The following is a 22,213-nucleotide window of genomic DNA, read 5'->3' as shown; positions in this document are numbered from 1 at the left end:
GGCAAGGTGCAGCGCGGCCGCCACCCTGTCCACCCGTTGCGGCGGCGGGAGGGCCGCGTCTCAGCGCCATGTGTCGGCCGGTTCCGCCCGCCGCGCGGCCGGCCGCGCCGGCAGGATGGCGGCGCGCAAGGCGGCCAGCACCGGCGGCGGCGCGGGATCGCCGAAAGGGTCGTCGACCGCGATGGCGCGGCGATCCTGCAGCACGTAGCAGCGATCGGCGAAGCCGCGCAGCAGCCGCAGATCATGCGTGATGAACAGGAAGGCAGTGCCGCCCCGCCGGCGCAGCCCACGCAGCAGGTCGAGGATGCGCGACTGCGTCTCGAGGTCCAGGCTGTTCACCGCCTCGTCCAGCACCACCAGCCGCGGCGCGGGCGCCAGGGCGCGGGCGATGCAGAGCCGCTGCAGCTGCCCGCCGCTGAGCCGGTGCGCCAGCCGGTCCATGATGGTCGGATCCAGCCCGACCTGATGCAGCAGCGCCGCGACGCGGTCCCGCAGCGCGGCGGATGACAGGCGCTCGGCCAGCAGCGGCTCGGCCACCACCCCGAAGGCGGAAAGGCGCGGGCTGGTGGCGCCGAAAGGGTCCTGGAACACCGCCTGCAGCGCGCGGCGGCGCACCGGGTCGATGCGGCCGCGCGCATCGCGCAAAGGCATGCCCTCAAAGAGGATCTCGCCGGCATCGGGCGCCTCCAGCCCCAGCAGCAGCCGGCCCAGCGTGCTCTTGCCGCTGCCGGTGGGGCCGAGCAGGGCGACGCATTCGCCCGGTGCGATGGACAGCGCCGCATCCTCCAGCACGGGGACGCGGCGGCGCGCCAACAGCCCACCCTGGCGATAGGCGTGGCGCAGGCCGCGCGCTTCCAGCAGCGGGGTCACGCCGGCAGCGCCTCGGCCTCGGCCAGCGCTTCGCCATACAGCGCCAGATGCGCCGCCATCAGGGCGCGGCTGTGCGGGTGGCTCGGCGCGGCGAAGAAGGCCTCGATCTCCGCCCGCTCGACGATGCGGCCGGCCTGCATCACCGCGACCCGGTCGGCCAGCCGCGCGGCCACGGAGAGATCATGCGTGACCAGCAGCAGGCCGATGCCGCGCTGCCGCACCATCGTCTCCAGCAGATCGAGGATCTGCGCCTGCACGATCAGGTCGAGATCGGTGGTCGGCTCGTCGGCCAGCAGGAAGGCGGGCTGCCGCGCCAGGGCGAGCGCGATCATCGCCCGCTGCAGCATGCCGCCGCTGAGCTGCGAGGGGTAGAGCGGCAGCACCGCCTGCGGCGCGTCGAAGCCGACCTCGCGCAGCAGGGTCGCCGCCCGGTCGCGGGCCGCGCCGCCGCGCAGCCCGTCGCAGGCCAGCGTCTCCAGGAAGTGGCGGCCGATGGTCACCAGCGGGTTGAAGCCGCCGCGCGGCGCCTGCTGCACGAAGCCCAGCACGGCGCCGCGCAGCGCCGCCTGGGCCCTGCCGTCCTGCGCCACGCCATCCAGGCGCAGCGTCCCGCCCCTCTGCCGCACCCCGGCCGGCAGCAGGCCGAGCAAAGCGGCGGTGGTCAGACTCTTGCCGCCGCCGCTGGCGCCCACCAGCGCCAGCACCTGGCCGCGCCGCAGCGCCAGCCCGACCTCGTGCAGCAGCGGAGTGTCGCCGGCGGCGAGGCAAAGCCCCTCGATGGACAGGGTCTGCGGGCTCAATGCGCCACCCCCCGCAGCGCCGGGTCCAGACGGTCGCGCAGCGCATCGCCCAGCAGGTTGCAGGCCATGACGGTGAGCAGGATGGCCGCGCCCGGCAGCAGCACCAGCATCGGCGCGCTGCGGAAGAAGGGGCGGGCATCGTTGATCATGATGCCCCATTCCGGCGCGGGCGGCGCGACGCCAAGGCCCAGGAAAGAAAGCCCCGCCAGATGCAGCATCCAGTGGCCGAGATCGAGCGAGGCCAGCACGGCGAGCTGCCCGGCCAGCACCGGCGCCACATGCCGCCGCAGGATGGCCAGGCGCGACAGCCCGGCCAGCCGCGCCGCCAGGATATGCTCGCGGCTGCGCAGCGAGAGCGTCAGCCCGCGCACCAGCCGCGCATACCAGGCCCAGTGGGAGAGCGCGATGGCGATGACGACATTGGTGAGCCCGGTGCCCAGCGCGCCGATCATGAACAGCGCCAGCACCAGGGTGGGCACCGTCATGAAGGCGTCGCAGATGCGCATCAGCACCGCATCCACCACGCCCCCCGCCATGCCGGCGGCAAGGCCCACGCCGCAGCCGATCGCCAGCACCAGCGCCAGGATGCCGGCCACGGCGGCGAAGGAGGCGCGCGCGCCCCAGAGCAGGCGGGAGAGCAGATCCCGCCCCAGATGGTCGGTGCCCAGCCAATGCGTGGCGGAGGGTGGCAGCAGCCGCTGGGAGAGGTCGGTCAGCGCCGGGTCGTAAGGCGCGACCCAGGGCGCCAGCAGCGCCGCCGCCAGCAGCAGCGCCATCAGCAGCAGGGCGAAGGGCAAGGCGAGGCGCCTCATGCCGCGCGCTCCAGCCGGATGCGCGGGTCGAGCCAGGCATAGGCGAGGTCGACCAGCAGATTGCCCAGCACGAAGACCAGGGTCAGCACGATGACGAAGCCCTGCAGCACCGGATAGTCGCGATTGGTGATGGCCAGCAGCGCCCAGCGGCCGATGCCGGGCCAGCCGAACACCGTCTCCACCACCATGGCGCCGCCGATCAGCTCGCCCAGATGCAGCCCCATGGCGGTCAGCGGCGGCAGCGCCGCGTTCAGCGCCACATGCCGGCCGATCAGCACCCGGCGCGGCAGGCCGCGCGCGGCGGCGAAGCGCAGATGCGGCTCCCCCAGCGTGCCGAGCACCGAGGCGCGCACCAGCCGCAGCATGACGCAGGCCGACATGCAGGCGGTGGCCAGGGCCGGCAGCACCAGGCTGGCGGGGCCGTCGCGCCCCATGGCCGGCAGCCAGCCGAGCGTGACGGCGAACAGCAGCACCAGCAGGAAGGCCAGCCAGAAATTCGGCAGCGAGACGCCGAGGAAGGCGATCAGCCGCGTCGCATGGTCCGGCCAGCGGTCGCGCCGCAGCGCCGCCCAGAGGCCGAGCGGAATGCCGAAGGCCAGCGTCACCAGCATGGCGCTGCCGGCGAGTTGCAGCGTCGCCGGCAGGAACTCCAGGAGTTCCTCGGTGACGGGGCGGCGGGTGAACCAGGAGGTGCCGAGATCGAGGCGCAGCGCATCCGCGAGCCAGGCGCCATATTGCGCCAGCAGCGGCCGGTCGAGGCCCAGCTCCGCCCGGGCGGCGGCCAGCGCCGCATCGGTGGGCGGGATCTGCGCCAGGCGCAGATAGTCCAGCGCCGGGTCGCCGCGCCCCAGCCGCAGCATGGCGAAGAAACCGAACGACACCGCCAGCAGCAGCGGCGGCAGCGACAGCAGGCGGCGCAGCGCGAAACCCGGCATCGCCTTCAGCCGCGCAGCTGGATGCGGTCGAAGGGGATCTCGTAGCGCGTGTCGCCGAAGGGCACGGTGCCGAGGCCGCGCCGGTGCACCAGCTTGTTGGTCAGATGCGAGATCGGCAGATAGACCGCCTGCTCATGCAGCGTGGTCAGCAGCCAGCGATAGGTCCCGGCGCGCCCCGCCTCGTCGGCGGTCACCAGCGCCTCGCCGATGCGGCGGTCGATCTCCGCCTTCATCGGCAGGCCACGCTGCGCCTGGTAGTCGGCATGGGCCGGCTGGCGCATCGAGCCGAGATAGGCATGCGGGTCATAGGGCGCGCCCCAGCTCTCGGTGAAGATCAGGCCGAACTCGCCGGATTTCTGCCGGCCGAAATGGGAGGCGCTGTCCTCGCCGCGCAGCCTGGCGGCGATGCCGATGCGCGCCAGATCGCCCTGCACCGCCTCGGCGAGCGATTTCTGCAGCGCGTCGCTGCCGATGAAGCAGAGCTCCAGCGCCAGTTCCTGCCCCGCGCGCTGGCGCACGCGGCCGCCCGGCGGCAGCGCCCAGCCGGCCCGCTCCAGCCGCGCCATGGCGGCTTCGCGGTCGAGGCGCGGCGCGGTGAGGCCGAGATCGGCATAGGGGAAGTTCGGGGCGAACAGTGCCTCGGCCGGCGGCTCGGTGTCCAGCAGCACATGGCGGATCAGGGCGGCGCGGTCCACGGCCTGGGCGATGGCCTGGCGCACCGCCAGCTCATCGGTCGGGAAGCGGGCGGAGTTCAGCGCCACCAGCCGCGTGGCCAGCGGCGGCGAGATGGCGGTGGTGAAGCGCGGATCGCCCGCGAAGCGGCGAAGGCTGTCGGCATCCAGCTGGTCGGCGCCATAGGCGAGGTCGATCTCGCCGGCCTCCAGCGCCAGCGCCCTTGTGTTGCTGTCGGCCACCACCCGGACCAGCACCTCCTCCAGCGCCGGGGGGGTGCCGTGGTAATGCGGGTTGCGGCGGAACAGATCATGCTGGCCGGGGCGGCTTTCGGCCAGCATCCAGGGGCCGGTGCCGATCGGCGCGGCGATGCTTCCATCCCCCCGCAGCGCGCCAGGGGCGGCGAAGCGCAGCGGGCGGATCAGCGCCAGCTCCATCAGCGTCGGGTGATAGGGGCCGCGCAGGCGCAGCCGCACCGTGCCGCCATCCAGCGCCTCCGCCCCCTCGATCTGCGCCACCAGCGCCAGCCAGGCATGGCGGGCGCGGTCGCGCAGCAGCGCCTCGACATTGGCCACCACCGCGGCGGCGTCGAAGGGCGAGCCATCGCTGAAGCGCACGCCCGGGCGCAGGGTGAAGACCCAGCCGCGCCCATCCGCCTCGGCGCGCCAGGCGGTCGCCAGGGCGGGGGCCAGGCCGCCGCCCTCGACATAGCGCAGCAGCGGCTCATACAGCATGGACTGGGCGTAGAGCTGGTTGGGCGAATAGCCCTGCGGATGCAGCGGCCCCGCATTGGAGGGCCAGGAGAAGCGCAGCCGGCGCGGCATGGCGGCCTGCGCCGCGCGGGGCGCGATCCAGGGGGCGGAGAGGGCGCCGGGCAGCGCCTGGAGCAGGGAGCGGCGCCGCATGCATCCGGCCTCCGGCTGGGGTATGACGATTTGTCGGAAAATTCATACCGAGCCGGGCGCGACCCTGTCCAGCCGGCGCCGCACCTCGCAATGGCGGATGGCGTCAATACATTGGCAGGGACAGCGAGAAGGATCCGCCCATGGACAAGACCTATCCGGTGATGCGCAGCGACGCCGAGTGGCGGCAGATGCTCTCCCCGGCCCAGTATGCGGTGATGCGCCAGCACGGCACGGAGCGGCCGGGCAGCTGCGGCCTGCTGCGCGAGAAGCGCCAGGGCCGTTTCGTCTGCGTCGGCTGCGGCCAGGCGCTGTTCGAATCGGGCGGCAAGTTCGAGAGCGGCACGGGCTGGCCGAGCTTCACCGAGCCGGTGGAGGGCTCGGTCGAGCTGTATGAGGACCGCTCCTACGGCATGGTGCGGACCGAGGTGCGCTGCGCCGGCTGCGGCAGCCATCTGGGCCATGTCTTCCCCGACGGGCCGCCGCCCACCGGGCTGCGCTACTGCATCAACGGCGTCGCGCTGGACTTCCAGCCGGCCTGAGACCCGGCGGCGGCGCAAACCGCCGCCGCCTTTTTTCCGCGCCTTGGCGCGGCATGCCGCGACGGCGTGGGAGGGGCAGGCCGATGCCGCCCCTGGGCCCCGCTTTCCTGCGGTGAGGCAGCGCGGCGCGGATGCCCGCGCCGGAAGGGCCCTGTTGCGTGACCTCGGGCATGGCCGGCCTTGGCCTGGCGGGGGTAGCCGCAGGCGGAATCTCCCCGGCTGATGCCAAAATCGTCCTACAATCTTACTGAAAAGCGACGCGCCCCTCCGGGCGTCGCTGACAGGGCCTTTGTATTTATGTTTTAATATCAACGCTTTGAAGGCCATCCTTCAGATCTACCGATGGTCGCCCAGGGCAGATTGTCATATTGACAGCCTTCGAAACCCGGGCCTAGGCTCCGCTCAACCACACGGAATGTGTCCTTCCGGGGCCGTGCAGCCGGCCGGATGAGAGGGCCGGGCCGCCCGGCGACTACGCCGCCGGCGGCGCGCCCTCTCCCCGCCCTCGCGCTCCGTCCCGGAGCCGCCCAGCCCATCCGGGACAGGGCGCCGGACGCGCCCGTGCACGCACAAGCCGGCGCCAAGCCCGGCCTGGAGGAGACGGTCATGACGAGGATCACCCGGCGCGCCCTGTTGGGCGGCGCCCTGGCGGCGCCTGCCTTCATCCAGGCCAGCGCCCATGCGCAACCATCCACGGTGCGGCTGGCACTGCTGACGCCGCTTTCCGGCCCCTTCGCGCGGCAGGGCGAGCTGGAGCGGCTCGGCGCCGTGCTGGCGGTGGAGGACATCAACCGCCAGGGCGGCATCAAGGCGCTGGGCGGCGCGCGGCTGGAGCTCAGCATCGCCGATGCGGGGGCCAATGTGGAGCAGGTGACGGCCGCCGCGCAGCGGCTGGTCGCTGATCGCGGGCTGGTCGCGGGCCTTGGCGCCTGGGCCTCCTCCTTCACCCTGGCAGCGACCGAGGTGACCGAGCGCGCCAAGCTGCCCTGGATCACCCTCTCCTGGGCCGACACCATCACCGAGCGCGGCTTCCACTACGTCATCGCGACCTCGCCGCCCTCCAGCAGCATCATCCCCGCGGCGCTGCGGCCGCTGCTGGCCATGGCCGAGCGCGCCGCCGGCAAGAAGCCCGCCACCATCGCCTGCATCAATGACGACACGGCGGTGAACCAGGCGAACATGAAGCCGCTGCGCGAGGGCGGCTTCGCGCGGCTCGGCCTGACCACGGTGATGGACGAGAATTTCAGCGTGCCGCTGTCGGATGCCGCGCCGCTGATCCAGCGCATGCGCCGCAGCCGGCCGGATCTGGTGCTGCTCGGCACCACGGCGACCTCGGATTCCCGCCTGCTGCTGCAGACCCTGACCGAATTCGGCCTGGGCCAGGGCAAGGTGCCGGTGATCGCGCCCTCGGCGAACTGGGGCACGCCGGAGATGCTGAAGAACATGGGCGCCAACTACCTGGAAGGCGTCATCGGCGTGGCCGGCAACTGGACCTCGAAGCAGCAGGCGGCGCTGAACCAGAACCTGCTGCAGCGCGCCGGCGAGCCCTGGCTGATCCAGGACACGCTGTCCAATTACGGCCATGTGCTGCTGGTGGCCGATGCGCTGGAGCGCGCCGGCCGCGCCGATCGCGACGCGCTGATGGCCGCCCTATTGGCCACCGACACCGCCGAGGGCCCGGCGCGCCTGTTCCTCGGCGAACGCCTGCGCTTCGAGCGCAATGGCCGCCGCGCCAATCCGGTGCCCGCCGTCTACCAGTGGAAGAATGGCCGCCCGCTGACCGTGCTGCCCGAGGCGGACGCCGAGGCCGAGCTCTCCTGGCCGCGGCCGGGCTGATCGGCCGCGCCATGAGCTATGCGGGTGAAATCGAGGCCCTGCTGCAGATCCTGGCGGCCGGCCTGCTGCTGGGCTGCCTCTACGGGCTGATGTGCGCGGGCCTTGGCCTGATCTTCGGCATCATGCGGGTGATCAACTTCGCCCAGGGCGACTTCATGATGCTGGCCATGTACACCGGCCTCGCCGGTGTCGCGCTGCTGGCGCCGGGCCGCTCCTGGGCCTTCGCCATCGCCATGCTGGTGGCCTGCGCCGCCGCCGCCCTGTTCTACGGCATCGGCGCCGCGACGCATTGGGCGCTGGTCAGCCGCGTCAGCGGCGCGCGCGCCATCGGCACGGCGGATGCCGGCCATACCGGCCAGCTGATCCTGACGCTCGGCCTGTCGCTGGTGCTGCAGAATGGCGGGCTGATGCTGTTCGGCTCCTCCCCGGTCTCGATCCCGAACGAGGCGGCGACACGCTCCTGGACGCTGGATCTCGCCAGCGGCGACATCATGCTGTTCATCAACCAGGCGCGCTCCTGGTCGGCTCTGATGGCGGTGGCCGCGGTGCTGCTGGTGATCCTGCTGATGGCGCGCAGCGGCATCGGCCGCCAGCTGCGCGCGGTGGCCAACAACCCGATCGCCGCGCTCTATATGGGCATCAATGTCGACCGCGCCTTCCGCACCGCCTTCGGCATCGGCCTGGCGCTGACCGCGGTCGCAGGTGTCTGCGTCGCCACCTTCTATCCCTTCCAGGCCTATACCGGCTTCGACTTCGTCATCATCATGTATGCCGGCGTGGTGCTGGGCGGCATGGGTAGCGTCGGCGGCGCCTTCCTGGGCGGGCTGATCATCGGCCTGGTGCAGCAGCTCTCCAACCTGGTGCTGCCGCCGCAGCTGCAGAACACGGCGGTGTTCATCGTCTTCCTGGCCGTCCTGCTGATCCGGCCGCAGGGCCTGTTCGGCCGTGGCGTGGAGCGCGCCTGATGCAATTCCTCGCCCCCTCCGGCCGCCAGCGCCTGGTGCTGCTGGCGCTGCTGCTCTGCGGCGTCGCCGCCACCTTCCTGATCAGCGGCTATGAGCTGCTGGTGATCTCCATGGTCGGCATCTGGGCGATGCTCGGCCTGTCCTGGAACATCCTGGGCGGCTATGGCGGCCTGGTCAGCTTCGGCCACGCCGCCTTCTTCGGCGGCGGCGCCTACACCGTCGCCATCCTGTTCCATGATTACGGCGTGACGCCCTGGATCGGCTGCCTGCTGGGCATGGCGGTGGGCGCGCTGATGGCGGTGCTGATCGGCGCCGTCACCTTTCGCCTGAAGGGCCATTACTTCAGCCTGGCGATGCTGGCCTATCCGCTGGCGCTGATCCCGGTCTTCACCTGGGCCGGCTGGCACGAGCTGGCGCTGCCGCTGAAGCGCGAGGATCCGCTGCACTACATGCAGTTCAGCGATCCGCGGGTGATGCCGCTGATCATCCTCGGCGCGCTCGGCATCGCGCTCTATGTCTGCCTGCGCATCGAGCGCACGCGTCTCGGCCTGCAGCTCTTCGCCATCCGGCAGAACGAGCTGGCGGCGCAATGCGCCGGCATCGCGACGCTGCGCACCAAGCTGGTGGCCAGCGCCATCTCGGGCGGCATCGCGGGGCTGGCCGGCGCGCTCTACGCCACGGTGGTGCTGGTGGTCACGCCGCATTCGGTGTTCGGCATGCTGGTCTCGGCACAGGGGCTGATCGTGTCGATGTTCGGCGGGCTCGGCGCCGCCTGGGGCCCGGTGATCGGCGCCGTCATCCTGGTGCCGATGGCCGAGCTGCTGAACGCCACCATCGGCGCGCGGCTGCCGGGCATGCAGGGCGTGATCTTCGGCGTGGCCATCATGGCGGTGATCCTGTTCCGCCCGCAGGGCATCTACTGGGCGGTGCGCGACCATTTTGTGGGGCAGCCGGCGGCGCCCGATCTCGCCGCGCCTCCGCCGCCGGAAGCGGCGGTGCCGCGCCCCGACTATCACGAGGCGCCGGGCGAGGCGCTGCTGGTGGTGCGCGACATCTCGGTGCGCTTCGGCGGTCTGCAGGCGCTGTCCGACGTCTCGCTGGAGGTGCGGCGGGGCGAGATCCTCGGCATCATCGGCCCGAATGGCGCCGGCAAGACGACGCTGTTCAACGTGCTGAACGGCATCGTGCGCGCCAGCGCGGGCTCGGCGAAGCTGGAGGGTGTCGAGCTGCTCGGCCGCGCGCCGCAGGAGGTCAGCGCGCTGGGCATCGCCCGCACTTTCCAGACGGTGCGCGCCTTCCCGCGGCTGACGCTGCTGGAGAACGTCGTGGTCGGCGCCTTCGGCGCCAACAGCGACGATCATGCGGCGCTGGAGGCGGCGCGCGCCATGCTGGAGCGCGTGGGGCTCGCCGATCGCGCGCTGGTGCCGGCCTCGCAGCTGACCAATCGCGAGCTGCGGCTGATGGAACTCGCCCGCGCGCTCGCCTCCAACCCCAAGCTGGTGCTGATGGATGAGAGCTTCGCCGGCCTCTCCAGCGCCGATGTCGAGGTGATGATGCGCCAGATCCGGCGCCTGGCGGCGGAGGGCATGACGGTCGTGATCATCGAGCACACCATGAACGCCATGGTGCGGCTGGCCACCCGCTTCGTGGTGCTGGACCGTGGCCGCAACCTGGCCGAGGGCCTGCCGGAGAAGGTGGTGCGCGAGCCTGAGGTGGTCTCGGCCTATCTCGGCAAGAAATGGGTCGAACATGCTGGCACTTGAAGGGGTCGAGATCCGCTATGGCGGCCTAGTGGCGCTGCGCGACGTGTCGCTGCAGGTGAACCAGGGCGAGGTCGTGGCCGTGATCGGCCCGAACGGCGCCGGCAAGACGACGCTGTTCAAGGCGATCTCCGGCGTGGTGCCGCTCGCCGCCGGCCGCATCACGCTGGAGGGCGAGCAGCTCGACCGCCTGCCGCCGGCGGAGCGTCCGCATCGAGGCATCGCCCATGTGCCGGAGGGGCGGCAGGTCTTCAGCGATCTCAGCGTTGAGGAGAATCTGCAGCTCGGCACCATCGCGCTGCGTGACCGCAATGCGGCGGGACGCAGCCTGGAGCGCTGCTACGATTTGTTCCCGGTGCTGCGGGAGCGGCGGAACCAGCTGGCCGGCTCGCTCTCCGGCGGGCAGCAGCAGATGCTGGCGATCGGCCGCGGCATCGCCTCCGAACCCCGCCTGCTGATGTTGGACGAGCCCTCCATGGGCCTCGCCCCCACCATCGTCGACACGATCTTCGAGGCGGTGCAGCGGCTCAACCGCGAGGCGGGGCTGACCGTGCTGATCGTCGAGCAGCGCGCCATCGAGGCGATCGAGGCCTGCGACCGCGGCTATGTGCTCTCCACCGGGGAGGTGGTGATGCGCGGCACGCGCTCCGAGCTGCTGGCCGACAAGGGCCTGCGCGAAGCCTATCTCGGCGCATGAGGAATCCAGGATGACCGACACCCCGACCTATGAGGTCTTCGCCCTGCGCTACGCCATGCGCGAGGCGATGCGTTCCGAGCATTTCATCGGCGGTGACCCGCATGACGGCCCGATGCCGATGGATTATTTCGTCTGGCTCATCAAGGGCGAAGGGCGCAGCATCGTCGTCGATTCCGGCTTCACCGCCGAGGTCGCCGCCCGCCGCAGGCGCAACTATCTGCGCGACCCGATCGATGCGCTGCGCCTGCTCGGCTGCGATGTCGACACGGTGCAGGATGTCGTGCTGACGCATCTGCATTACGACCATGTCGGCAATTTCCACCGCTTCCCGGTGGCCCAGTTCCATCTGCAGGAGGCCGACCTGCATTTCGCCTGCGGGCGGCATATGCGGCACGGCTTCCTGCGCCATTCCTTCGAGGTGGAGGATGTCGTCGGCATCGTCCGGCTGAACTTCGCCGAGCGGGTGCGGCTCTATAACGGGCAGGTGGAGCTGGCGCCCGGCATCACCCTGCATCCGGCGCCGGGCCATTCGGCCGGGCTGCAATTTGTGCGCGTCAACACGGCGCGCGGCCCCGTCGTGCTGGCCTCCGACGTGACGCATTTCTACGAGAATATGGAGAAGGGCAGGCCCTTCCCGACCTGCGTCAGCATCGCCGACATGCTGGAAAGCCACGAGATCCTGCGCCGCGCGGCACCGAGCCCGGCGCATATCATCCCCGGCCACGATCCGGAGGTGATGCGCCGCTACCCCGCCGTCTCGCCAGAGCTGGAGGGTATCGCGGTGCGGCTGGATGTGGCGCCGCGGGAGGATGCGGCGTGAGCGGGCGGGCCATCGTCACCGGCGCCGGCAGCGGCATCGGCGCCGCGACCGTGCGGCGCCTGGTCGCGGGGGGCTGGCGCGTCGCCTGCCTGGACCGCAATGCCGAGGCGGCCCGCGCCGTCGCCGGTGACCAGCCCGTGATCGCCGTCGACGTGGCGGATGAGGCGGCGGTGATCGCCGCCATCGCGGAAGCGGATTCGGCGCTGGGCGGTATCGACGCGCTGGCCACCTGCGCCGGCATCTACGAGACCACGCCCTTCTTCGACAGCACGGCCGAGACTTTTCGGCGTGTGCACGAGGTCAATGTCATCGGCACCTTCCTCTGCCTGCGCGAGGCCGCGAAGCGCATGCGGCGCGGCGGGCGCATCTGCACCGTGGGCAGTGTCGCGGGCCTGCGCGGGGGTGGCCTCGCCGGCACTGCCTCCTACGCCACCAGCAAGGGCGCGGTGATGACGCTGACCAAATCGGCGGCGCGCGAACTGGGTCCGCGCGGCATCGCCGTCAACACCGTGGCGCCCGGCATGATCGACACGCCCTTTGCCGCAGCACCGCTGGCCAATCCCGAGATCCGCGCGCGCATCGAGGGCATGACCAGCTTCCACCGCCTGGGCACGCCGGAGGAGATCGCCGAGGTGATCGCCTGGCTGCTCTCCCCCGCCGCCGCCTATTTGCATGGCAGCACGGTGGTGGCGGATGGCGGCATGGTGATGCAGTGAGCCCGCCGCTCGCCGCGCGCCTGGCGGAGGAATTGCTGCAGGCAGCGCCGCCACCCGCCGTGGCGCCGGAGGTGACGCTCTGCCTGCTGGACTTCATCGCCTGCGCGCTGGAAGCGCGCGACACGGCGCCGAGCCGCGCGGCCCGCGCCCTGGCCGCGACCGAGCCCGGGGAGGCCAGCATCATCGGCCTCTCGGCCCGCGCCTCGCCTGGCGCCGCCGCCTTCGCCAATGCGGCGGCCGGCCACGGCCTGGTGCGCGAGGATATGCATGCCGGCGCCGTCAGCCATCTGGGTGTGGTGGTGCTGCCGGTGCTGCTGGCGCTGGCGCAGCGCCACCCTGTCGAGGGCCAGGCCTTCATCGCGGCCGCCGCGACCGGCTATGAGGTCGGCGCCGCTCTCGGCCGCGCTTTGGTCAATCCGCGCTTCAGCCGGCAATGGCGGCCCACGGGCTGGACCGGGCCGCTGGCCGCGGTCGCCGCCGGCGCCAGGCTGCTGGGCCTGACAGCGGCGCAGACCGCCTCCGCCCTCTGCCTGGCGGCCAACACGGTGGGCGGGTTGAACGAATGGCCGCGCGATGGCGGCGACGAGATGTTCTTCCACCCCGGCTTCGCCGCGCGCAATGCGCTGGCGGTGCTCGCCATGGCCGAGGCCGGCGCGGAGGGTTCGGCGACGGCGCTGGACGGCCCGGCGGGGCTGTTCGCCGCCGCCGGCGCCGCGCCGCCCGTTGCGCTGCCGCTTTTCGCCGGCGGTGCCTCGGAAGTGTCGCAGGTGTTCCGCAAGGCGCTGCCGCTCTGCAATTTCGCGCAGACGCCGGCCCAGGCGGCGCAGCGACTGCGCCAGGAGGCGGGCGGGCTGGAGGCGGATTCCATCGCCGCCATCACCATCCGCGCCTCGGAGGCAGCGGTGCGCTATCCGGGCTGTGACGGCACCGGGCCCTTCGCGCGGGTGCTGCAGGCGAAGATGAGCATCCCCTTCTGCGTCGCCGCCGCGCTGTGCCATGGCGCGGTGGAGGAGGCGCATTTCGCACTGCCGGCCGATCCCGCGCTGTTGCGCCTGGTCGGGCTGGCGCGGCTGGAGGCGGATGACGCGGCGACCGCCGCCTTCCCGGCGCGCCAGGGTGCGGAGGTGATCGTCACGCTGCGGGATGGGCGGCGCCTCTCCGCCGCGCTGCCAGACCTGCTGCCCGCCGATGCGGCCATGGTGCGCCAGCGCTGCCGCGCCGCGGCGGCGGAGCGGCTGGGCGGGGCGCGCGCGGCGCAGCTGGAAGCGGCTTTCGCCGGTCTCGCGACGCTGGACGATGTCGGCGCGGCGCTGCGCCTGGCCGAGCCCGCCGCATGACCGCCGCGCTTGCGCAACGTGTGCCGCGCACCGCAACATTCATCGCCCAGAAGGGAGGGGCTTATCCATGATCCATGAGTTGCGCATCTATCACTGCGTCTCCGGCCGGCTGCCGGATCTGCTGAAGCGCTTCGAGACGATCACGCTGGGCATCTGGCAGAAGCACGGCATCCGCCAGGCGGGGTTCTGGACCGTCGCCATCGGCGATTCCAACCAGGATCTCTACTATCTGCTGGAATGGGATTCGCTCGCCGAGCGCGAGCAGAAATGGAACGCCTTCCAGGCCGATCCGGAATGGATCGCGCGGCGGGCCGAGACGGAGCGCAACGGCCCGATCGTCGCCAGCATCAGCAATCTGATCCTGCAGCCGACAGCCTTCTCCGCGGTGCGGTGAGAGGGGGCGGCGCCGTCTCAGCCGGGCGGCGCCTCCGCCGGGGCCGGGGCGCCGCTGGCGCGCTCGTTCAGGATGCGCAGCGCCACCTGCGCCGCCTGCAGCACATGCTCGCGGCAGGCATGCCAGGCGCCCTCGCGGTCGCGGCGTTCGATCGCCTCGACGATGCGGCGGATCTCGGCGACGGTGTTGGGCAGGCGCGAGGGGTCGGACAGCGTCGTGGCGCGCAGCTGGGAATTGCGGTTCAGCAGCTGGTCCAGCATGCGCGCCACATAGGCGTTGCGGCAGCCGCGCAGCATGACGTCGTAGAAGCGGCGCTTCAGGCCGAGCAGCACCATGCGGTCGGCGCCGGGCTTCGTTGCCGCCAGCTCCTCGAACACCGCGCGCAGCTCGGCGATCTCCTCGACCGAGGCGCGCTCGGCGAAGCCCTGGCCGGCCAGGGCCTCGAGCACCGCGCGCACTTCATAGACCTGGGTGGCCTCGGCGGCGGAGAGATAGGCGACGAAGGGGCCGCGATTGGGCACCACGACGATCAGCCCCTCGGCTTCCAGCAGCCGCACTGCTTCGCGGATCACGCCGCGGCTGACGCCGAACAGGTCGCACAGCATGCGGTCGGACAGGTGTTCGCCGGGCGCGAAGCGGCTGGTGATGATGGCGTCGCGCAGCCTTTCCTCGACCTGGCGACGCACCGGCTGGGGGGTGATCCGCAGCGAATCGTCCGGCATCTCTGTCTCGCATTCCCTGTAGGCGCCATCCCGCGGCCGCCGCGTCGCACAATTAGACGGGCCGGTCCGTGGCGTCCAGCGAAACGGGCATCGGCGTGCGGCGTATTGACAGACAATCTTACAAAACTCTAGCATCATGACGTTGAGGGAGACGCCAGAAATGTCCGACGACACGCTGTTCCAACGCGGGCTCGAGGTCCGCCGCGCCGTGCTGGGTCCCGACTATGTGGATGGCAGCATCGCCAAGGCCGATGATTTCATGATGGCCTTCCAGAACATCACCACCGAATGGTGCTGGGGCTATGCCTGGACGCGCCCCGGGCTCGACCGCAAGACGCGCTCCATGCTGAACCTCGCCATGCTGACAGCGCTGGGCAAGACGCCGGAGATCAAGCTGCATGTGAAAGGCGCGCTGACCAACGGCGTCACCGTCGAGGAGATCAAGGAGATCCTGCTGCACGCCACGGTCTATTGCGGCATCCCGGCCGGGCTCGACGCCTTCAAGGCGGCGCATGAGGTGCTGGTGAAGGAAGGCGCGCTGACCGGCGAGCCGGCGAAGAAGTGAGCGCCGCCTCTCCGGGCGGCGCGCTGCGCCGCATCGCCTTCATCGGCATCGGCAATATGGGCTGGCCGATGGCGGCGCGGCTGGTCGGCGCCGGCTTCGATGTCGTGGTCTGCGATGTCGCCGCCGAGCGCTCCGCGCGCTTCGCCACCGAGGTGGGTGGCGAGGCCGCTGCCGATGCCGCCACCGCGGCGCGGGGCGCGGATGCCGTCATCACCATCCTGCCGACCTCGAAGCATGTCGGCCAGGCGATCGAGGCGATGGGCGATGCGCTGTCGCCGGGCGCGCTGCTGATCGAGATGAGCTCCGGCGTGCCGACGGCGACGCGCGGCTTCGCGGAAGCGCTGACGCCGCGCGGTGTCGCCATGATCGATGCGCCGGTCTCGGGCGGTGTGCCGCGCGCGCGCAGTGGCGAGCTGGCGATCATGCTGGGCGGCGAGGCCGCCGATGTCGCGCGCGCCGATGCGGTGCTGCGCGCCATGGGCAACAATCTGACGCATGTGGGCGGCATCGGCGCCGGCCAGGCGATGAAGGCGCTGAACAACCTGATGGGCGCGGCGGGCTTCCTGATCGGGGTGGAGGCGCTGCTGATCGGCCAGCGCTTCGGGCTCGATCCCGCGCAGATGGTCGATGTGCTGAACAACTCGACGGGCATGAACAACAGCACGCAGAAGAAGTTCAAGCAGTTCGTGCTGTCGCGCCGCTTCGATGCCGGCTTCGGGCTGGAGCTGATGGCGAAGGATGTCTCCGTCGCGCTCGAAGTGGCGAAGGAGACCGGCACGCCCGTGCCCTTCGCCGCGCTGTGCCGCGAGATGTGGGCCAGTGCCGTCGGCCTGCTCGGCCCGGGCATGGACCATACGGCGATGGCGCAGTTCTCGGAGAAGCTGGTGGGCGAGACGCTGGGCGGCGGCAACAGAGCCAGCTAAGAATCTTCTTTTTCTGAAGAAAAAGAAGCAAAAAGACTTTGTCAGTCTGGCGTCCCTCCCAAGGCCTGAGGCGGGACGCCAACTGACAAAAGTTTTTTGGTTCTTTTTTCCAAAAAAGAACCCTTACTTTCTAAAAGTCTTTTCCGTCCGCATCGATCACCGCCTGCATCTTCGCGCGATCCACGGCGATCTCCACCCCCGCGCGCTCCAGCTCCAGCAGCATGGCGGAGCGGGAATCCCGATGGCCCCAGCCGCGGTTCAGCGCCTCGGTCATCTCTTCCAGCGTCAGCGCCGCGAAGCGCATCGGCACGCCGACCTCGCGCCCCAGCGCGCAGGCCAGGGCGACATCCTTGTGCGCCAGGCGCAGCTGGAAGGCCGGCGGGTCGTAGCTGTTGGGCAGGAATTGCTCGGTTACGCCGTCATAGGTGCGGCGGCGGCCATGCACGCCCTGGCGGATGGCGGCGTAGAGCGCCAGCGGCTCCAGCCCCGCCTTGGCGCCCATGGCGAAGACCTCCGCCATGATGGCGTTCAGCGCATAGCCGGAGAGGTTGTGCGCCAGCTTGGCGATGCTGCCGGCGCCGATCTCGCCGACCAGAATGGCGCGGTCGCCCATGGCATTGAGCAGCGGCCGCACGCGGTCGAAGACGGCGCGGTCGCCGCCGACGAAGAAGGCCAGCTTGCGGCTGGCGGCACCGCGCGGGCCGCCGCTGATCGGCGCGTCCAGCACATGCAGCCCGCGCTCCGCCGCCGCCGCATGCAGCGCGCGCACGGCGGAAACCGCATTGGTCGAGATGTCGACGATGATGCCGCCCCGCGCCATGCTGCCGATCAGCGCGCTGCCCACCGCCTCGACCTCCTTCGGGCCGGGGAGGGAGGTGAACACCACCTCGCAGCCCGCGCCGAGCGCCGCGGGGCTCTCCGCCCATTGCGCGCCGCCCTCCAGCAGCGCGGCGGCGGCCTCGCGCCGCATGTCGTGCACGGTGAGCGCGACGCCCTCCGCCCTGGCCAGATTGGCGGCCATGCTGGCGCCCATTGTGCCGAGGCCGATGAATCCGACACGCATGGCGCTCACGCGCCCCGCTTCTCGAGCACTTCGGTCAGCACCTGCGCCGCCGACATGGCCGCCGGCCAGCCGGCATAGAAGGCGAGATGCGTGATGGCGCCGGCGATCTCCTCCTGCGTCACGCCATTGTCGAGGGCGCGGCCGATATGCACGCTGAGCTGCTCGGGGCGGTAGGTGGCAACGAGGGCGGCCACCGTCACCAGGCTGCGGTCGCGCTTGGAGAGATCCTCGCGCTCCCAGAGATCGCTGTAGACCACGCCCTCGGTATAGGCGACCAGGGCGGGCACGGTCTTGCGCACGCGGTCGCGCTGCGCGGATTGCGGGATCGGCTTGCTCATTCTTGGACACTCCTGCGCGGTGCGGTGCGCGGCCCTGCGCCGCGCCCGGCTGGCGCTTCTTCCCGGCCGCGAGCTTATGGCCGGGTGGAGGGGAGGGCAAGGCGTCGTAAGATTGTTAGACAAAAAGATTGCCGGCACCCCGGCGGCATGGTTGCCTGCGGGCACGCGGCGCAACGACGCCGCGCCAAGAAGAACCGGCAGGAGGAACCCATCCCATGCGAGCAGTATTCCGGTGCGCCGCCATCCTGGCGCTGTGCTGCGGCGGCCCGGCCCTGGCGCAGGAGTTTCCGGCGCGGCCCGTGACCATGATCGTGCCCTCCGCCCCCGGCGGCACGCTGGACGCGCTGGGGCGGCTGATGGCGCAGGGCATGGCGGCCGATCTCGGCCAGAATGTCGTGGTGGAGAATGTCAGCGGCGCGGGCAGCATCGTCGGCATGCAGCGCCTGGTGCGCTCGCCCTCGGATGGCTATGTCATCGGCTTCGGCAATCTCGGCTCGCTGGCGGCGAATGTCGCGATCACGCGCGAGCTGGGCTTCGACCCGCGCCAGGATCTGACGCCGATCTCGATCGTCGCCAATGTGCCGATGGTGATCGCGGTCAGCACCCGATCCGGGGTGCGCGATCTGCGCACGCTGCTGTCGCGCATCCGCGAACGCGGCGAGGGCGTCACCTTCGGCACGCCGGGCACCGGCACCACCGGCCATCTGGCGCCCGCCTATCTGCTGTCCCTGACGAAGTTGCAGGCGACGCTGGTGCCCTATCGCGGCGCCGGCCCGGCGATGGGCGACCTGGCCTCGGGCACCGTTGATGCGGTGATCGACCAGACCGTGACGATGATCCCGGCGCATCGCGGCAACACCGCCTTCGCCCTGGCGGTGACCGGGCCGCAGCGCCTGGCGCAGCTGCCCGATGTGCCGACCTTCGCCGAGGCCGGTGTGCCCGGCTTCGACATGGTGATCTGGAACGCCATTGTCGGGCCGCGCGGCATGCCGGAGGCCGCGGTGCAGCGGCTGGTGCGCGCGGTGGAGGCAGCCCTGGCCAGCCCCAATGTCACGGCGCGCTTCGCCGACCTGGCGACCACCGCGCCGCCGGCGGAGGAGCGCGGGCCGGAGGTGCTGCGCCGGCGCATCGCGGAGGATGTGGATCGCTGGATCCGCATCACCCGCGAGGCCGGCATCACCCCGCAATAGGGGCGGGACCGGGCGCGGCGAAGGCGCGCATCAGCGCGCCGATGTCGCGCGCCTCCTCCAGCGCCCAGAGCCGCGCGATCTGCGCCGCCGCCTGCGGCCCCGGCGCATTGGCGCGATATTTTCCCTCCAGCTCGACGTCGCTCATCGGGCGCGTTTCGCTGCCGCGCGGGTTCTGCACGATGGCCTCGCATTGCGTGCCATTCTTCAGCCGCAGCGTCACGCGGGCGGCGCCGCGCGGCAGGCTGGCGTCCAGCTCGGCCCGCACCTTGCCGCGCAGCGCGGCCAGGGCCGGGTCGGCCACGGCCTCCTCCGAGAAATCCGCGACGCCGGCGCTGCCGCGCAGCAGGCCGATGGCGGCGGCGTGGTGGATGCTGACGCGTGCATCGCGGGCATTGCGCAGCGGCCGGTCGCCGCGGTCGAGCAGCAGCTGGTCGCCGGCGATGATGATGTCCGCGATGGCGTCAGGCGCGACGTGCTCGCGCAGCGCCAGGGCGGCGTCGATGACGGCGTGGAAGACGATGCCGGCGGGATAGGGCTTGTAGGTGATGCGGGCGAATTCCCAATGCCGGCCCAGCCCCGCGGTGATGCGGGCCGTGTCCGGCGCGTCGCCCATGGCGCGGGCCCAGCCCAGAGGGCCTTCCAGCGCGGTGGGGGCGGCGCTGTAGCCGGCCTCGGCGAAGAGCGCCGCCAGCAGCCCGTTGCGCGCCGCATTGCCCATGCCGACATTCTTGGCCGCTGTCGGGAGGTTCTCCACCAGCCCGGCGGATTGGCTGGCGGCGATGCCCAGCGCCGCGGCGCAGCCGGCCGCGTCCAGCCCCAGCAGCCAGGCCGCGCCCGCCGCCGCGCCGAACACGCCGCAGGTGGAGGTGATATGCCAGCCCCGCGCATAATGCCCGGGCGAGACGGCGCAGCCGATGCGGCACTCCACCTCCGCCCCCAGGATGAAGGCGTGCAGCAGCGCGGCGCCGGACAGGCCGCGCAACTCGGCCAGCGCCAGCAGGGGCGGCGCCACCGCGGCGGTGGGGTGGATCACCGTCTCCAGATGCGTGTCGTCATAGTCGAGCAGATTGGCGGCGATGCAGTTGACGAAGGCGCTGCCCATGGCGTCTAGCCGCTCGGCGCGGCCGATCAGCGTGGTGCGCCCGGGGCCGGAGAAGGGGGCCATGACGCGGATCGCCACCTCCACCGCCGGGTCCCGCGCCACGCCGAGGGCGCCGCCGAAGAAGTTCAGCAAGGCGCGCTTCCCCTCATGCCGCAGCGCCGGGTCCAGGCTGCCCGGGCGGCTGCCGGCGATGAAGGCGCCCAGCGCCTCGCTGGCCGAGGCGGTCACTGCGCCCTCGTGATCAGGCCCTGGCGCGCGGCCTCGGCCCAGCGGGCATCATCCTCGCGCAGGAAGGCGGCCAGCGGCGCCGGGCCCAGCGTGCCGAGATCGGCGCCGATGGAGAGCAGCCGCTCCCGCACCCTGGGCATCTCCAGCGCGGCCAGCACCGCCTCGTGCATGCGGGCGGCGATGGCGGGAGGCAGGCCGGCGGGGCCGACCATGGCGTACCAGCCGGCGAAATCATAGCCGGGCACACCGGCTTCCTGCAGCGTCGGCACCTCGGGCAGCAGCGGCGTGCGCGCGGTGGTGGTGACGCCGAGCGCCCGGATGCGCCCCGCCGCCAGGTGCTGCGCGGCGGCGACGGTGCTGTTCCAGCCGGTAGGCAGATGGCCGGCGACCAGATCATTCAGGATCGGCGCGGCGCCGCGATAGGAGACCTCCACCATCTCGATCCCGGCCAGCCGGGTGAACAGATTGCCGGCATAGGAGATGGCGGCATCCGAGGTGCCGAAGCCGATGCTGCGCGGCGCCGCCCTGGCCGCGGCGACCAGCCCGGCGACATCGCCGAAGGGCGCCTTCACCGAGGCCGTCAGCAGCAGCGGGTAGCGCGACAGCAGCGAGACCGGCGCGAAATCGCGCAGCGCCTCATAGGACAGGCTCGGCATGACATAGCGGTTCATCACCAGGCTGCCGGTGTCGACCAGGAAGACGCTGCCATCGGGCTCGGCGCGCGCCACCATCTCGGAGCCGATGGCGCCATTGGCGCCGGCGCGGTTCTCCACCAGCACGGTCTGGCCCAGCGCCTGGGACAGGCCCTCGGCCAGGGCGCGGGCGAAGATGTCGGTGCCGCCGCCCGGGGAATAGGGCACCAGCAGCCGCACCGGGCGCTGCGGCCAGGCGGGCTGCGCCAGGGAAGGGCGGGCCAGGGCGAGCGGGGTGGCAAGGCCGGCGGCGAGCAGGCCGCGCCGCCGCAAAGGCGGGAAGTCTGGCATGGAGGTCCTCCTGATGCGGCCCGTCGGCATCCGGATGGCTTGAGCCCCGCCGCGGCCGTCTGTATTGTGGTATCGATAACAATCTGAACCTCTGGGGCGGGAACCGTCAATTGCGGAACGACAGGGCATGAGGCGGGCGCTGGAGGGACGGCGCGCCCTGGTCACCGGGGCCACGGGCGGGCTGGGGCTGGCGATCGCGGGGCAGCTGGCGGCGGAGGGGTGCGAGATCCTGCTGCACGGGCTTGCCGAGGCGGTGGAGGGCGCGGCGGTGGCCGCCAGCCTGGCCCAGGCGCAGGGGGTGGCGGTGGCCTATCGCGCCGCCGATCTGCGCGACCCGGGGCAGACCGAAGCGCTGATGCGGGCGGCGGGGGAGATCGACATCCTCGTCAACAACGCCGCCAGCCGGCATTTCGCGCCGGTCGACGCCCTGCCGCGCGCGGCCTGGGATGCGGACATCGCCGTCAACCTCTCGGCCGCCTTCGACACCATCCGCCTGGCGCTGCCCGGCATGCGGCGGCGCGGCTGGGGGCGGATCGTCAACATGTCCTCGATCTACGGGCTGATCGGCGCGGCGGACCGCGCCGGCTATGTCACCACCAAGACGGCGCTGCTCGGCCTGACGCGGGCTGTGGCGTTGGAGACGGCGCGGCAGGGCATCACCTGCAACGCGCTCTGCCCCGGCACGGCGCTGACGCCGGGGATCGAGGCGCGGGTGCAGGCGGCGATGCAAACCGGGGCCGCCCGTGCGGCGGCGGAGGCGGAGGTGCTGGCCGGGAAGCAGCCCAGCGGGCGCTTCGTGCAGGAAGCGGCAGTGGCCGGGCTGGTGGGTTTCCTGTGCAGCGAGGCGGCAGGCGATATCACCGGGGCGGCGCTGCCGGTCGACGGGGGCTGGTCGATTAGCTAAGGTTTCTTCTTCAGCTAAAGATATCTTCTTTTTCTGAAGAAAAAGAAGCAAAAAGACTTTTTCAGGCTGCCGCCGTCTTCCGTCCAGGCGGGACGCCAAACTGAAAAAAAGTTTTTTGGTTCTTTTTTTCAAAAAAG

23 protein-coding genes are annotated in these 22,213 nt (G+C 71.6%); 13 read left to right on the top strand and 10 right to left on the bottom strand.

The window, feature by feature from the left end; all coding sequences use genetic code 11:
• Positions 1 to 60: 60 nt before the first annotated feature.
• From QE401_RS22340 to nikA, 5 genes are read right to left on the bottom strand one after another with little or no spacing between them, the layout of a single operon-like run.
• Positions 61 to 870, bottom strand: a complete 810-nt coding sequence (locus QE401_RS22340) for an ABC transporter ATP-binding protein (protein WP_307140411.1) — start codon at positions 868 to 870, stop codon at positions 61 to 63.
• Positions 867 to 1,670 carry an ATP-binding cassette domain-containing protein gene (locus tag QE401_RS22335; RefSeq protein ID WP_307140410.1) on the bottom strand — a complete coding sequence of 268 codons (804 nt, stop codon included), beginning with the start codon at positions 1,668 to 1,670 and terminating at the stop codon, positions 867 to 869. Before QE401_RS22335 ends, QE401_RS22340 begins: the two co-directional genes overlap by 4 nt.
• A complete protein-coding gene (nikC, locus tag QE401_RS22330; RefSeq protein WP_307140409.1) occupies positions 1,667 to 2,482 on the bottom strand; it encodes a nickel ABC transporter permease subunit NikC in 816 nt (271 codons plus the stop codon). The genes QE401_RS22335 and nikC overlap by 4 nt, the downstream gene beginning before the upstream one ends.
• Positions 2,479 to 3,417, bottom strand: coding sequence for a nickel ABC transporter permease subunit NikB (gene nikB / locus QE401_RS22325; protein WP_307140408.1), 939 nt, complete (start codon positions 3,415 to 3,417; stop codon positions 2,479 to 2,481). Before nikB ends, nikC begins: the two co-directional genes overlap by 4 nt.
• A 5-nt stretch (positions 3,418 to 3,422) precedes the next feature.
• Complete coding sequence (gene nikA / locus QE401_RS22320; RefSeq protein ID WP_307140407.1) at positions 3,423 to 4,994, bottom strand: nickel ABC transporter substrate-binding protein; 1,572 nt, start codon at positions 4,992 to 4,994, stop codon at positions 3,423 to 3,425.
• 140 nt (positions 4,995 to 5,134) lie between these two features.
• On the opposite strand from nikA, the gene msrB reads away from it, so the two are divergent.
• The 9 genes from msrB to QE401_RS22275 all read left to right on the top strand — a co-directional run bounded on the left by msrB (position 5,135) and on the right by QE401_RS22275 (position 14,058).
• Entirely contained in the window at positions 5,135 to 5,533 is a 399-nt protein-coding gene (gene msrB / locus QE401_RS22315; RefSeq protein ID WP_307140406.1) for a peptide-methionine (R)-S-oxide reductase MsrB, read from the top strand.
• Positions 5,534 to 6,139: 606 nt separating this feature from the next.
• Positions 6,140 to 7,369: an ABC transporter substrate-binding protein gene (locus QE401_RS22310; RefSeq protein WP_307140405.1), complete on the top strand. Its 1,230-nt coding sequence runs from the start codon at positions 6,140 to 6,142 to the stop codon at positions 7,367 to 7,369.
• An 11-nt stretch (positions 7,370 to 7,380) separates the two neighbouring features.
• A complete protein-coding gene (locus tag QE401_RS22305; RefSeq protein WP_307140404.1) occupies positions 7,381 to 8,334 on the top strand; it encodes a branched-chain amino acid ABC transporter permease in 954 nt (317 codons plus the stop codon).
• A complete protein-coding gene (locus QE401_RS22300) occupies positions 8,334 to 10,097 on the top strand; it encodes a branched-chain amino acid ABC transporter ATP-binding protein/permease (protein ID WP_307140403.1) in 1,764 nt (587 codons plus the stop codon). The genes QE401_RS22305 and QE401_RS22300 overlap by 1 nt, the downstream gene beginning before the upstream one ends.
• The gene (locus QE401_RS22295; RefSeq protein WP_307140402.1) at positions 10,084 to 10,791 is read left to right on the top strand and encodes an ABC transporter ATP-binding protein; all 708 of its coding nucleotides are present in this window, start codon (positions 10,084 to 10,086) and stop codon (positions 10,789 to 10,791) included. The genes QE401_RS22300 and QE401_RS22295 overlap by 14 nt, the downstream gene beginning before the upstream one ends.
• A gap of 10 nt (positions 10,792 to 10,801) precedes the next feature.
• Positions 10,802 to 11,611, top strand: a complete 810-nt coding sequence (locus QE401_RS22290) for an N-acyl homoserine lactonase family protein (RefSeq protein WP_307140401.1) — start codon at positions 10,802 to 10,804, stop codon at positions 11,609 to 11,611.
• Positions 11,608 to 12,327, top strand: a complete 720-nt coding sequence (locus QE401_RS22285; RefSeq protein ID WP_307140400.1) for an SDR family NAD(P)-dependent oxidoreductase — start codon at positions 11,608 to 11,610, stop codon at positions 12,325 to 12,327. The genes QE401_RS22290 and QE401_RS22285 overlap by 4 nt, the downstream gene beginning before the upstream one ends.
• Entirely contained in the window at positions 12,324 to 13,664 is a 1,341-nt protein-coding gene (locus QE401_RS22280; RefSeq protein WP_307140399.1) for an MmgE/PrpD family protein, read from the top strand. Before QE401_RS22285 ends, QE401_RS22280 begins: the two co-directional genes overlap by 4 nt.
• A gap of 67 nt (positions 13,665 to 13,731) precedes the next feature.
• Entirely contained in the window at positions 13,732 to 14,058 is a 327-nt protein-coding gene (locus QE401_RS22275) for an NIPSNAP family protein (RefSeq protein WP_307140398.1), read from the top strand.
• A 17-nt stretch (positions 14,059 to 14,075) separates the two neighbouring features.
• On the opposite strand, the gene QE401_RS22270 is transcribed toward QE401_RS22275, so the two are convergent.
• Positions 14,076 to 14,780: a GntR family transcriptional regulator gene (locus QE401_RS22270; protein ID WP_307140397.1), complete on the bottom strand. Its 705-nt coding sequence runs from the start codon at positions 14,778 to 14,780 to the stop codon at positions 14,076 to 14,078.
• Between the two features lie 160 nt (positions 14,781 to 14,940).
• Here QE401_RS22270 and QE401_RS22265 point away from each other — a divergent pair, with 160 nt between their 5' ends.
• Positions 14,941 to 15,345: a carboxymuconolactone decarboxylase family protein gene (locus QE401_RS22265; RefSeq protein ID WP_307140396.1), complete on the top strand. Its 405-nt coding sequence runs from the start codon at positions 14,941 to 14,943 to the stop codon at positions 15,343 to 15,345.
• Positions 15,342 to 16,268: an NAD(P)-dependent oxidoreductase gene (locus tag QE401_RS22260; protein WP_307140395.1), complete on the top strand. Its 927-nt coding sequence runs from the start codon at positions 15,342 to 15,344 to the stop codon at positions 16,266 to 16,268. Before QE401_RS22265 ends, QE401_RS22260 begins: the two co-directional genes overlap by 4 nt.
• Before the next feature lie 130 nt (positions 16,269 to 16,398).
• On the opposite strand, the gene QE401_RS22255 is transcribed toward QE401_RS22260, so the two are convergent.
• Both QE401_RS22255 and QE401_RS22250 read right to left on the bottom strand, forming a co-directional pair.
• Entirely contained in the window at positions 16,399 to 17,331 is a 933-nt protein-coding gene (locus QE401_RS22255; protein ID WP_307140534.1) for an NAD(P)-dependent oxidoreductase, read from the bottom strand.
• Between the two features lie 5 nt (positions 17,332 to 17,336).
• On the bottom strand, positions 17,337 to 17,669 hold the full coding sequence (locus tag QE401_RS22250) for a carboxymuconolactone decarboxylase family protein (protein ID WP_307140394.1): 333 nt from the start codon (positions 17,667 to 17,669) through the stop codon (positions 17,337 to 17,339).
• 215 nt (positions 17,670 to 17,884) lie between these two features.
• Between QE401_RS22250 and QE401_RS22245 the strand changes: the two genes are divergently transcribed.
• Positions 17,885 to 18,859 (top strand): Bug family tripartite tricarboxylate transporter substrate binding protein, encoded by a 975-nt coding sequence (locus QE401_RS22245; RefSeq protein WP_307140393.1) that lies wholly within the window; start codon positions 17,885 to 17,887, stop codon positions 18,857 to 18,859.
• Here QE401_RS22245 and QE401_RS22240 read toward each other — a convergent pair.
• Positions 18,846 to 20,189: an MmgE/PrpD family protein gene (locus QE401_RS22240; protein ID WP_307140392.1), complete on the bottom strand. Its 1,344-nt coding sequence runs from the start codon at positions 20,187 to 20,189 to the stop codon at positions 18,846 to 18,848. The two genes, QE401_RS22245 and QE401_RS22240, sit on opposite strands and share 14 nt — an antisense overlap.
• Positions 20,186 to 21,172, bottom strand: a complete 987-nt coding sequence (locus tag QE401_RS22235) for a Bug family tripartite tricarboxylate transporter substrate binding protein (RefSeq protein WP_307140391.1) — start codon at positions 21,170 to 21,172, stop codon at positions 20,186 to 20,188. The genes QE401_RS22240 and QE401_RS22235 overlap by 4 nt, the downstream gene beginning before the upstream one ends.
• A 127-nt stretch (positions 21,173 to 21,299) precedes the next feature.
• Between QE401_RS22235 and QE401_RS22230 the strand changes: the two genes are divergently transcribed.
• Entirely contained in the window at positions 21,300 to 22,076 is a 777-nt protein-coding gene (locus QE401_RS22230; protein WP_307140390.1) for an SDR family NAD(P)-dependent oxidoreductase, read from the top strand.
• Positions 22,077 to 22,213: the final 137 nt, after the last annotated feature.

The organism is Pseudoroseomonas cervicalis (genome assembly GCF_030818485.1).
GTDB classification, from domain to species: Bacteria; Pseudomonadota; Alphaproteobacteria; order Acetobacterales; family Acetobacteraceae; genus Pseudoroseomonas; species Pseudoroseomonas cervicalis_A.
Note: the sequence above shows the minus strand (reverse complement) of the source record. Positions and strands in the feature narration are given on the sequence as shown.